At 45.0% G+C, this 12495-nt stretch carries 7 protein-coding genes; all 7 read right to left on the bottom strand.

Translation table 11 applies throughout. The features are described 5' to 3' along the window. A partial coding sequence (locus ACO1R6_RS04930; protein ID WP_486262691.1) for a Bcr/CflA family efflux MFS transporter occupies positions 1–677 on the bottom strand: 677 nt, incomplete at its 3' end. Positions 678–1213: 536 nt separating this feature from the next. Then, positions 1214–3217, bottom strand: a complete 2004-nt coding sequence (locus ACO1R6_RS04925) for a retaining alpha-galactosidase (RefSeq protein ID WP_486262689.1) — start codon at positions 3215–3217, stop codon at positions 1214–1216. A 450-nt stretch (positions 3218–3667) separates the two neighbouring features. Next, a complete protein-coding gene (locus ACO1R6_RS04920; protein WP_486262687.1) occupies positions 3668–6574 on the bottom strand; it encodes a glycosyl hydrolase 115 family protein in 2907 nt (968 codons plus the stop codon). Then, positions 6574–7698: an endo-1,4-beta-xylanase gene (locus ACO1R6_RS04915; protein WP_486262685.1), complete on the bottom strand. Its 1125-nt coding sequence runs from the start codon at positions 7696–7698 to the stop codon at positions 6574–6576. The genes ACO1R6_RS04920 and ACO1R6_RS04915 overlap by 1 nt, the downstream gene beginning before the upstream one ends. Positions 7699–7798: 100 nt before the next feature. Then, positions 7799–8557, bottom strand: coding sequence for an SDR family NAD(P)-dependent oxidoreductase (locus ACO1R6_RS04910; protein WP_486262684.1), 759 nt, complete (start codon positions 8555–8557; stop codon positions 7799–7801). A gap of 97 nt (positions 8558–8654) precedes the next feature. Then, a complete protein-coding gene (locus ACO1R6_RS04905; RefSeq protein WP_486262683.1) occupies positions 8655–10835 on the bottom strand; it encodes an alpha-glucuronidase family glycosyl hydrolase in 2181 nt (726 codons plus the stop codon). An 83-nt stretch (positions 10836–10918) separates the two neighbouring features. Then, on the bottom strand, positions 10919–11974 hold the full coding sequence (locus tag ACO1R6_RS04900; RefSeq protein ID WP_486262681.1) for a LacI family DNA-binding transcriptional regulator: 1056 nt from the start codon (positions 11972–11974) through the stop codon (positions 10919–10921). Positions 11975–12495: the final 521 nt, after the last annotated feature.

Genomic DNA, 12495 nt, shown 5'->3' with positions numbered 1-12495 from the left:
GCCGCGGCACCCACGCCACCCGCCAAGGTATAGGTTAAGAACTGCGGCTGTTTAATTACCTGCATAAAGTTGGTAAGTACGGCTTTGGGCCGCAAAGAAAGCGAAGCATCGGCCTGTCGGCCGGAAGGTAAATAGAGGTAAATACCTAAAATAATAAGGGCAGCAATGCCGGCCAAAATCAGGAAAACGTAATGCCAACCAACCGAAGCGGTAACATAACCGCCCAAAGTAGGCGCTATCATGGGCGAAACCGCAATAACTAAGGTTAACAAAGACAAAACCTTAGCCGTTTCGGTTACCGGGAATAAATCGCGCACCAAAGCCATAGCCGCTACCATACCGGCACAACCACCAATGGCCTGAATAAAGCGCATTAAAATTAAGGTCTCGGCCGAGTTAGTTAAAGCACAGCCCAAAGAGGCCAGAATATAAACCAACAGACCGATATACAACGGAATTTTGCGGCCAAAACGATCCAGCAGGGGACCGTAAAGTAACTGGCCCAATGCAATGCCTACCAAATAGCTGGTCAGCGATAATTGTATCTGATCAATGGTAGTGTTTAAATCCCGGGCAATTGCCGGAAAACCCGGCAAATACATATCAATAGAAAAAGGACTGATAGTAGACAGTAAACCTAATATCAGAATTATAATAAAGTATTTTCTTGTGTTCATAATCTTAAATTACCCTCCATACCACTCGCGAAAAGGCTGGTTAGTAAAATAACCTTACCAGCTACCAGCAACTTACCAGGTGCTTGGCGGTTTACATATACTGTTTGCGTCCGCTTAACGTTTTCCGGCCAGGAGGGTTTATAAAATTTATTAAAGTAAAGTGGTGGTAATTCTGATTGGGATAGGTTAATGAAAAAGCTAAACCAGTAGGAGCGGGTATTTACTAATCGCTTGCCCTACACCGTAAATTTTCTTGGTTTAGCTACTAGAGAATAAAATGGCAAAAGAGATTATATGGTTTTAAGCAAAATAAATATTCAGGATTAATTTTTAGGAGGGCAAAGTTAAGGATAAATTGTCGGCATGCCGAATATTTTTAAGGCAAAAGGTATAAACCCTAAACAGACGCTACTGGGCTAAGCAGCAAAAACCGCTTATGCTATTTGGTTTGTACCAACAACATAAGCGGTTGAGTTGTTAAAAATAGCCAGGCGGCAAGTTACAGCAGTGCTTGCTATTTACAGGTTTAATTAATATTAAGGCTTATAAATGCGGGCGGCATAGCCTCCGCCCGGAGCCATCGATATTTTTAATTTACGGCTTTGGGGTAACTCTACTATTTCGTGCACAAAGTCTGAGGCTACGCGGTCGGCATTGGCCCCATCCCGGAATATTTCGATTTTATAGTTGCCGGCTTCTAAAAAAGATAAATCAAGTTCTATGTCGCGTTTATCCCAGTTGGTTAGAGCGCCCACGTACCAATCGTTTCCTTTTTTCCGGGCAATAGCTACGTGTTGGGCTATTTTGCCGCTTAAAGCTATAGTGTTATCCCAAACTTCGGGCACCGTAGAAATAAACTTGGTACAAACCGGTTCGCGCATGTAAGCCGTTGGGTTATCGCAAAGCATGTTTATCGGTGATTCAAAAATTACGTATTCGGCGAGTTGGCGGCAACGGGTGCCCTGGCTCATGGGTTCTGAGTTTATGGGTTGGTAATTACTGCGGGTAGCGTTACGCATGGCACCCTGGGTATAATCCATGGGGCCGGCCACCATCCGGATAAACGGAATGGTAACATCGTAGGTAACCTGGTCTACAGTAGGCGGCGACCATTTCATTTGCTCTAACCCGTGTACGCCCTCAAAGTTAAGCACATTGGGATACGTGCGTTGCAAGCCGGTAGGTTTATAAGCACCATGAAAATCCATGAGTAATTTGTATTTGGCGGCGGTGCTGGCGGCGCGGTAATAAAAATCTACCATGGGCTGGTCGTCGCGGTCCATAAAATCTACTTTAAAACCTTTAACACCCATTTGGGCAAAATACTGGCATAACTTTTCCATGTCGCGGTCGAAGGCATGATAGCCTGCCCACAAGATAATGCCCACATTTTTTTGCTTGCCGTAGTTTACCAGTTCAGATAAATTTATTTCCGGTATTACCTGCATTAAATCGGCTTTCAGGTTTACCGCCCAACCTTCGTCCAGAATCACATACTCCATTTTATGGGCGGCGGCAAAGTCTATGTAATATTTATAGGTTTGGTTGTTTATACCGGCTTTAAAATCTACGCCGGAGATGTTCCAATCGTTCCACCAGTCCCAGGCCACTTTGCCAGGTTTCACCCAGGATACATCGGCTACACGCGACGGGGCAGCTAACTTGTAAACCATATCATTATCGGCGAGTTGTTTGTCTTCGGCCGAAATAACTGTTACCCGCCACGGAAACACCCGCGTACCTTTAACCACCGCAATATAATTTTCGCGTTCCGTTACCAGCATTTGCAACTGGTTATGGCCGCCTTGTTTTACACTTTTAGGATAAGCCGCAAACACACCGGTTAAAGCATTTTGACCATTGGTATTTTGCAGGTATAAACCGGAATAACTTTCCAGATCGGCCTCGGTAATGCAGGCTTTTTTACCGTTGCCTACTTCCACCACCAGGGGCAGAAATGCCAGCCGTTGCGGATTAAGTTTGGAGAGCGGGCTATGGGTGTAGGTATTTTCAAAGGAATTAAAGAACTGCTCTTCTAAAGAGGCATTGGCTTCTTTGTTTACGTAAGGCACAATGGCCGGATGATCGGCCGAAAAATTAAATACAACCTGCTCGTGTTGTACCTTAAAACCCTTCTTTTTGGTGGTAGCAAAACGATAAGCCACGCCATCGTTGTACGCCCGGAAAATTAAACTATAATCGCCTTTAAAATTTAAAGTAAGCTCGTTGTAATGGTCGGTAATTTGCGAACGCTTATATAAAGTAGTAGGAATGGTTTTATTAACAGAATTTCTTTTGCTGTTTTGAAGCTTGGGCGCTCGTCCCAGGTTTTCGCCGCCTACCAACTGCATAGAAATCGGCGACGGTGCCAATACCGGATCAGATTCGTGGGTTACGGCGTAGGTAATATTATTTTTTAAATCAATGGTCACTTTTATTTTACCATCCGGTGATTGTAGCTGCTGCACGCCCGTTTGCTGGGCGAATCCGGCAAAGCAACTCAGCAACAATAAAGTAAAGAAAGATAGTTTGGTGTACATAAGGTGTAGTTTGTAATAAACCAGGCAAATCGCCTTTCTGGATCAATATAAGGGGTTTTATCAGTCAAATTTAAATTTAATCCGGAATAATTACCAGGTATAACTTAGCAGCTTAAATGTAATCTATTTTAAGATTTAAATTTAGGACAACTTACCCGGAATATATTTAAATGAAAGGTCTTTCGGTTACCCGAAAAGGTGATGGGTTTACTGCTGCTGAAATATTAAATAAAGTTAAATACTGATTTTAGATTAAAAAGCCCGGGCAATATTTAACGTTAAAAATATTGCCCGGGCTCAATTACCTGAATAATTCTGTAAGATAGATGGGCTTTGAAATAACTATAACTTGGATTTTTATGGTTGTTGATTTTAAACTCTTCTAACAGCTTTAGCCGAATTACGCTAATACAAATATTCAATAAAATATTAAATGCAAGTACTGTTCTACTACTTTGGGTGGTAAAAACTTTCCGGAGGACCTAAATAGCTGGGCTGCAAACCGCCGGTATCAACTACAATTTTCTGTAGCACTACTCCCGGATATACGAGCCAGAACTTTACTACGTGCTCGCCGGCTTTGGTTAAAATATGATTAGAAGTTAAAATCCGGATATTATCCGCCACTGATTTTTCCCAGGCCCGGTTCGACAGGTCGGGGTGAATGTTTATGATTTGCGGGGCTTCGTCGTCGATGGAAACGGCGTAGCGTAAGCCGTTGGAGTGGTTAAAGTTTAGGGTAGGAGAGAGATAAGTTTGTACTTTAATTGCACCGCTGCTAAAAGTATTTATTTTGTATTGCAGATGCGGAGTATTCTGACCCGGCGCTTGAATGGAAGCCGTTACGGGAAAAGCAGTAATACCCGAGCCTGTGCGGCCTAAATCCGGAATAAGCTGCCATTTAATACTTTCTGTTCCGGTGGCCTGGGTAAAATGCTCGGCGGCCATAGAAATATACCCGTTGCTTTCTACAAAACCTTGTACCTGCTTTGGTTTTAGATTTGCCGGATTATGCACCTGTGCTACTACCTTTAGGCGGCTATTATTAGGACCGGTGATGGTGATGGCTACCTGTTGTTGGCCAACAGGCGCTTTTTTCCAGTTTACGCTAACCCATAGCCGTTGCTCCTGATTCACGTTGCCGCTCGCCGACGAAATTTGAAGCCAGGGCACTTCGGCATTAGCGGTATAAGTAAAGGGCACTTTACCCCGGTTAAATACATCAATATAAAATTGTTGCGTACCAAAGGGCGTAAATTCCGGTAAACTGGCTATGGTTTTGGCCTGGGGCCACCAGTCTGCGGAACCTTCTACGGCTATACCCATTTCGGCGGTGGTGGGTACGGTAATTTCTTTTACCTCGGGCATGGCATTTTTATCGGGTTGCTGCCAGTAAGTATAACCAATGTGGGTTTGGTCCATCATGTGGTTCCATTTACCGCCGGCCATGGTTTGGTTATAGTACCGGGAGAGTTCGGCATCTTGCTGGAACAATTGCCGTGCTTTCTGGGCCAGTTGGTTAGCGGCGGCCCGGCCTTGTTGGGCGTATAGCCGGTTTTTACCTACGGTTATGTACAATTCATTCAAATTGGCGCAGGCTTTTACCGGGTATAATACCAGTTGGTAATAGGCATCTTTATCGGCGGCAGGCAGCGTGTTGTAGAGCTTTTCGGCTTCGGTAGCTAATTTATTGTATTCAGCAACCACAGTTTCGGCTTCGCGGTAATGACTAAGGCTATACGTTTCCGGCGATAATAATTCTGGTTTTCGGCGACTATTGAATTTGGCGTACTTAGCCAGAAAATCCGCAATAGCCGGGGCGTGCGTTTTACCAAACTGCCGTTCGGCCCACAATTGGGTGTATTCGTTTAAGCGTTCGGCGGGCCAATGGTCAGGGTTCCAGGCGTAATCCAGGAAAAACTCGGTCGGAAATTCCATGGGTTTAATATCGCCCACGTTTACAATCCAGATGCGGTCGGCGCCATAGCGGTAAGCCAGGTGCATTTGCTCCCAAATGCGGGGCAGCGGATTGGTATTTAACCATTTGTAGTTACGTGGACCACCTACGTAATCGAAATGATTGTAAATTCCGTAACCGCCCGCGCGTGGTGCTTCGCCTATTTTAGGTAAAGTTCGGATATTGCCCCAATTATCATCGCACAATAATAAGGTAATATCGTCGGGCACCCGCATGCCTTTATCGTAATATTCCTGCACTTCTTTGTACAAAGCCCAAAGCTGCGGGGTAGCGGAGGCGGGTTTGCCAGTAATATCTGCTATAATTTCCCGCTGGTCTTTAACAATATTTTCAAGCAGGGCAATATTACTGCTTTCGCTCATGGGTTCGTCGCCATCGCCGCGCATACCCACCGAAATAATGCTTTCTTTGGTGCCCATGCGCCGGATGCCTTCCCGCCAGAATTCTTTTAGGTGGGTTGCGTTGGTTTGATAGTTCCATTTACCCCCGTTGCCGTAGCGGCGCCATTCGTCGTGGGCCCGCATGAGCGGCTCGTGGTGCGAAGTTCCTATAACCACCCCGTATTCATCGGCCAGAATAGGATTGTTTTTATCGTCGTCGTAAAAGGCGCTGCCCCACATGGCGGGCCAGAGATAATTGCCTTTCATCCGCAAAATCAGTTCGAATACTTTATCGTAGAACTTGGCATTAAAACCGCCAAACTTTTCTTTAGACCAACCCGAGAGCGCTGGGGCTTCGTCGTTGATAAATATGCCCCGGTATTTTACTTTGGGTTCGCCCTGGGTATGACGGCCAGCCAATACGTATAAATTTGGCTGCTGCTTAACCGGTACATCGGCCCAGTAATACCACGGCGAAACGCCAATCTGGGCCGACAGGTCGTACATGCCGTAAATGGTGCCGCGTTTATCCGAACCAACAATTACCAGCGCCTGGTCTATGCCCGGCAGCGGTTTTTCTATTACGGTAAGTAAAAAAGTTTCCCATTTGCCGGCCACGCCAGTTACGTCCATTTTTTTGTCCTGCACCAGTTTATCAATAACCGGGTTTTTACCTAAAGTGCCCACCAGCACTACGGTTTTAGCGGCCGGTATTTTATCTATGGCTAATATGGGTTCAGTTTGGGTTACGTTTTTGATATCGGCCTGCAGGTGTTTTATAACCCGTTGTACCCCTGTAAAATCCTGGCTACTGATGTACAAAGGAGCCGGTTTACCACCCACGACCAAGGCAAAACTGCCTTTCTGCTTTTTAGCGGCAATGTAGGTTTTACCGTTAATAGCCGATGCCGGAATAGCTGCAATCGTTAACCCCAATAACAAGGGCAAAAGCAGTAACCGGCAAAATCGGAAGGGTAGCAAAGGGGGGTATTGGGTCATTATTTATTCTTTTTAGCCGTGTTAATTACCGCTTGGAAAGCCGGTTTGGGCTGGTAGCTGCGGTCGAAAAGCATGGGGTAGCTGGTGCGGCCCCGGATGGGCCAGTTATTTAACCAGGAATTAGCATCGGTTACGCCCCAAAAAGTAATGCGGTCTATTTTATCGGCGTGCTTGCGGAACAACGTAAAAATATCGGCGTAGCGTTGGGTTAATTTCTGTTGCACGGAATCGGGCAAGCCATTGGTGTACACGTTGTATTTGCTATCTACACCAAATGTTTCGGCAATGTCGGCGCCTTGCCGGCGGCTGGGGTTAGGTAGTACGTCAATATCTAACTCGGTAAAGTTTACTTTTACGCCCAGTTGGGCAAACGCCACAATGCTGGCTTCAATTTGCGCAATAGTAGGTACCGTTAAGCCGTAGTGGCCCTGCATACCAATCGCTTTTACCGGAATGCCTTTGGCTTGTAACCCTTTTACCAATTTTATTGTGCCGGCGCGTTTATCGGCCCGGTAAAGGCTATAATCGTTGTAGTATAATTCGGCTTTGGGATCGGCTTTGTGCGCAAATTCAAAGGCTTTGGCCACAAAATCTTCCCCAATAATATCGAGCCAAGGCGTTTTACGCATGCCGCCGTCCTGGTCGTTAATGGCTTCGTTTACCACATCCCAACCGTTTATTTTACCTTTGTACCGACTTACCACCGCATTGATGTGGTCTTCCATGCGTTTTAAAAGCACTTCGCGGCTAACGGGTTTACCGGCTTCGTCTTCAAACACCCATTTGGGCGTTTGCTGGTGCCAAACCAGCGTATGCCCCACAATAAACATTTTATTTGCCTGGCCAAAAGCTACGTAGTCATCTGCTGGTTTCCAGTTATACTGGTTTGGCTGAGGGTGCACCGGTTCCCATTTCAGCAGGTTCTCGGGGCTAATGGTATTAAACTGTTTTTTGATCAGGGCTACACCTTTTTCGTCGCGGCCGCTTACCTGGGCATTATTCAGGGCAGCTCCAATCATAAAATCGTTTTTAAAAGCTTCTTTTAAGCTGGGCTCCGATTTTTGCACAAAGCCCAAACCCAGGGCCGCTAAGCAAGCAAAGGTTAATATTTTATATTTATTCATGGGGATTATTGTAGGTATGGTTAAGATTGAATATTTGAGAAGAAGCTTTTTATATTTAAATCAATTACTTTGATCGTCTCATTAGTCGATAAAAGTAATTTTAAAAACCAATGGCATTGCCGCCGTCTACGGGTAGTACGGTTCCGGTAACGTATTTGGCACCTTCGGTGGCGTAAAAGTAAACCGCATCGGCTACATCGTCGGGCGAGCCCAATTTGCCCATGGGGGTGCGGGAAAGTACTTTGTTTTTACGTTCCGGATCGTTATCGAGGGCTTTGGCCGACATATCGGTGGCAATGAAACCGGGTGCCACGCAGTTCACCCGCAGGCCCAGCGGCGATAGTTCTACCGCCATCGCTTTAGTCATGCCCTCAATGGCCGATTTAGAAGCGGTGTAGGCAATTACTTTGGGTATGCCGTACTGGGCCGCCATGGAGCTAATATTTACAATGGCTCCGTGTTGCTGCGCCACCATAACTTTTACTACTTCGCGGCTTAAGGCAAATACGGCGGTAAGATTGGTTAACAATATGCGCTGGAAATCTTCGTCGGTTACTTCGGTGAATGGTTTTTTTAGGTTGATGCCGGCATTATTTACCAGGATGTCAATTTTACCAAACTGCTGCTGTATGTGGGCTACCAATTCCGGAATGCCGGCCAGGTTATTTAAATCAAAAGCTATATAGGTACATAATTCGCCAAAGGCCTGCTGGGCCGCCTGGAGATTTTGTTCGTTCCGGCCAATAATAATGGTGCGGATATCGTTTTGCACAAATTTTTGCGCGATGGCATAACCTAAACCAGAGGCACCGCCGGTTACAATAGCAATTTTATTTTGCGTTATAGAAATATTGTTCATGTTTAGCAAGTAGCGGTTAGCAATTAGCTTTTAATGGTTTGTATTTTGGTTGGTGAATTAGATGACTGATTTGGTGTCGTAAATTGCTGTAGTTAAACTAAATCCCTGGTACAAATTTGGGTTCCAGCTTCAGGTAATAATCCAGGGTGTTTTCGGGTTTGGGTAAGCCTGCCGGAATTGGTTGACGCGAAAAAGTCTGGAAATACAGCACGCAGGCATCGCGCCACCAGCGGGCTTCTTTCTCCTGAATACCTAACAAAGATTTCACGTGTTGGAATCGCTCGGCATCGACATAGCTTTCCTGGGCTTGCCAGGTTTTTTGCATTTCTTTTACGGCCGCTGCCCCCCCGTAATAGCGCTGACACATCTCATCCCATAAAGTACGGCCCGATTTTACCCGGTAATCCCATTTAACCCGGTGAAACCAAAGTAAATATTCTTCGGGGCAATTAGACAGGGTACCAAATTTTTGCTGCACCGGCGGAAAATACTGGGCCAGGGCATTGCTACCGGAGGCAGTCCGATCGAACCCAAGGCCATCGGTGCTGGCCCGGTGGTAATAAACCGAGGTCCAGTCGGCGCGAGGTTTGTCTTTTATCCAGGGGCCAGGGCCATAATGGTGGCTCCAACCCATAATGTGGTGCAAGCCCAGCGGTGTCATGTAGTTCACCATTATTTCGCGGGAGTTCAGCATTAAATCTTTTACCGGATTGATAAACTTGTTTTCATTTGTAAAAGTCATCCGGAGCCATTCGTCGGCTATATTTTCGGAAGACAGGGTGTGGTCCCAAGCCAGGCGGCCAAAACAGTACCAATTGGCTTGCCCAAATAAATGGCCGGTCCAGTTGCGGTCGTTGCCAATGTTTGATACCCCGGCCATGCCGGTTACTTCGTAATTATGCAAACTGCCGTCTACTACTTTGGCTACGGTGGAGCCAGCCCCTTTGGCGTGGGTATCGGCATCTAAAGTTTCTTTGTAAAGGGGCGCCTGGTATACTAATTGGGTAGCCTGACCTAAATATTCCTGGGTAATTTGGAACTCCATCATAAGCGGCGTTTGGGGCATAGCGCCAAACAACGGGTGAAACGGCTCGCGGGGCTGAAAATCGAGGGGCCCATTTTTTACCTGCACCAGCACGTTTTTCCGGAATTTGCCATCGAGCGGTTTAAACTCGTTGTAAGCTTGTTTAATGCGATCTTCGGGTACCTGGTTGTCGTATACAAAAGCGCGCCACATTACAATACCACCTTTAGCCGCCACGGCATCGGCCAGCATATTAGCCCCGTCGGCGTGGTTGCGGCCGTAGTTTTGCGGACCGGGTTGCCCCTCAGAATTGGCTTTAACCAAAAAGCCCCCAAAATCCGGAATATAGGTATAGATTTCATCGGCTTTGGTTTTCCACCAGGCTTTTACCTCCGCATTTAGGGGATCAGCCGTTTTCAGGCCACCAATTTCAATAGGGGCACTAAAGCGGGCTGTGAGGTAAACTTTTAAGCCGTACGGCCGGAAAGCATCGGCCAGGGCTTTAACTTTTTCCAGGTAAGGTTTGGTTAAAATTAAGGCATTGGCGTTTACATTGGTCAGAACGGTACCGTTAATACCAATAGAGGCGTTGGCCCGGGCGTAATCTATATACCGCTGATCGATGTAACCGGGTAACCGGTGCCAGTCCCATAAAGAAAAACCGGCGTAACCGCGTTCCACCGTCCGGTCCAGGTTGTCCCAGTGGTTGAGTACCCGGTGTTGGGTTTTGGGCGCACTGCTGATAGAAATATTATCAATATTCTGCTGGGTTTGTAGCAGCCGGATAAAATTATACACGCCGTATAAAACGCCCACATCTGAATTAGCCGCAATTACAATGGTTGGTTTTTTATTTACCGCGGTATTAAATATTAAATATCCTTCTGGTCCTAAAGCTTGCAATTTTTCGCGGAGGGGCAGCGCAGCCAGGGTAGGGGAGTTTTGCGGAGTGCCAATCAGGAGGGTATTGTTTTCTTTAGCCTGGTTGGTTAAGCCTATCTCATTACCTAGTAAACCCGGTAAAGCATTTTGTAATTCTTTGGTAGCCACTGTAAGTGTAGGCGAAGAACCTTCCACAACAATTTGCTTCAGGCGGTTACGGTATTGTTTCAGTTTGCCTGCATCGTTAATTTTATCATAACGCTGCCACAACCGGTACCCATCATCGGCATGGGCCGCAGTTAAGCTTAAACTGAAGATTAACCCGAAGGATAAAAAGAACTGTTGTAATTTAATAGGTATTATATTAGCCATTCGTTAATTTATTTGCGGTGGTAGCCAAGCATATATTATTTATTATGCTGGATGTCTTTTATCTAAAATCAATTGCGCGGATACTATTTAAGTGCTGACTGCGAGCGCCGTATTGAAGATTCCCGGATCACCAGTTCTGACCGTAGGATAATGGTGTTGGTTGAATTAATATTATTGTTGCCGTTTAAATGATTAATTAAGTTCTGGGCTGCGGTTTCGCCCATTTCGTAGCCAGGGTAATCTACGGTAGTCAGGTTGGGTTCTATTACTCTGGATACGGGGTCGTTGTTAAAACCTACCACGGCCATATCCTGCGGTATAGCAATGCCGGCTTGTTTTAGTCCCTGCATCAGGCTAACGGCGCAAGCATCGTTAGCTACAAAAATTCCATCCGGTAAGGGTTTCATTTTTAATATTTGCTCGGCCGCAGCCAAACCGGCTTTGGTACTTAAGTTGGTCTGTATTACCTGCTCTTCATTGAATGGTAAATTTTTATCCAGCAAGGCGTACTTAAATCCTTTTAGGCGGTCGGCGTACACATTGCGTTTCAGGCTGCCGGTTATGTGCACCAAGTGGCGGCAACCTTGTTCCAGCAGGTGGGTAGTCGCATCGTAACCCGCTTTGGTGTTATCTATAATCAAACCTAAGCATTGCTTGTGCTCAAAAACCCGGTCAAAGAATATAACCGGAATTCCTTTGGCCAGGAAATCTTTAAAGTGATCAATATTTTCGGTATCGTAAGCCAACGAAACGAGTAAGCCGTCTACCCGGCTGTTAAACATAGTTAAAGCATTGGCTTCTTCTTTTTTGGCGGTTTCTAAAGACTGGCTTATAATTAAATTATACCCGGCTTCGTTCGCTACTTTCTCCATACCCGCAATAACCGACGACATAAAATGACTGTTCAGGCGTGGTACAATAACACCAATGGTATGGGTGCGCTGGCGACGCAGGTTGCTCGCAAATGTATTCGAACGATAGCCCAAGTCTTTGGCCATCAAAAAAATTTTCTTTTTAGTTTCTTTGTTAACTGCCGGATGGTCGTTAAGTCCCCGGCTTACGGTAGCCGGCGAGATATTTAAAGCCCGAGCTATATCGTAAATAGTTATCTCTTTTGTGCCTGTACCTATATATTCCATTTTATTTCATGCTGCTTAATAAGCTACGGGAGAGTTACAACTGTACTAACAATAATAATGTAATCGGTTGCAATTTAAAAATTATTTAAAGAATTTAATTAAGTAATCGTAGAAATATTCTCTGATTTATTTGAGTGATGCTTTAAACCTATGGCCTGATAAATGAATATTTTATAGTTGTGCTGCTTTTTTATTCTGCTTTATACAAATATTCATCACAATTCTTTAACCAGACACTTTGTACTATCTTTTTTAACTGTTTTCACTATTAAAGATATGTGTTTCAGGCAAAAAGAGCTTGTTAATAATTTACTGGGCCGCTGCAGTATGCTTTATAAACAGCTTTATAAATAGTTCTAAATGTTAGTACAATCCGTTGAAGTTTAGTTGAAAATGTTATTTAAATATTTTTAACTAAAAAGTTTAATGCTTTGAAATATTTATAATTAAACAGATAAATAGATAAATAATACAAAAACTTATAAAAAATATTATTGCAATCGGTTGTAATTATATTTTTT

The sequence above is a fragment of the Adhaeribacter sp. genome, from assembly GCF_057359045.1.
This window is presented reverse-complemented; position numbering and strand designations above follow the sequence as displayed.

Excerpts from the sequence above, each read along its gene's own strand:
- ACO1R6_RS04905 (WP_486262683.1), bottom strand. The coding sequence starts at position 10,835 with ATGGCTAATATAATACCTATTAAATTACAACAGTTCTTTTTATCCTTC.
- ACO1R6_RS04910 (WP_486262684.1), bottom strand. The coding sequence starts at position 8,557 with ATGAACAATATTTCTATAACGCAAAATAAAATTGCTATTGTAACCGGC.
- ACO1R6_RS04925 (WP_486262689.1), bottom strand. The coding sequence starts at position 3,217 with ATGTACACCAAACTATCTTTCTTTACTTTATTGTTGCTGAGTTGCTTT.
- ACO1R6_RS04915 (WP_486262685.1), bottom strand. The coding sequence starts at position 7,698 with ATGAATAAATATAAAATATTAACCTTTGCTTGCTTAGCGGCCCTGGGT.
- ACO1R6_RS04900 (WP_486262681.1), bottom strand. The coding sequence starts at position 11,974 with ATGGAATATATAGGTACAGGCACAAAAGAGATAACTATTTACGATATA.
- ACO1R6_RS04920 (WP_486262687.1), bottom strand. The coding sequence starts at position 6,574 with ATGACCCAATACCCCCCTTTGCTACCCTTCCGATTTTGCCGGTTACTG.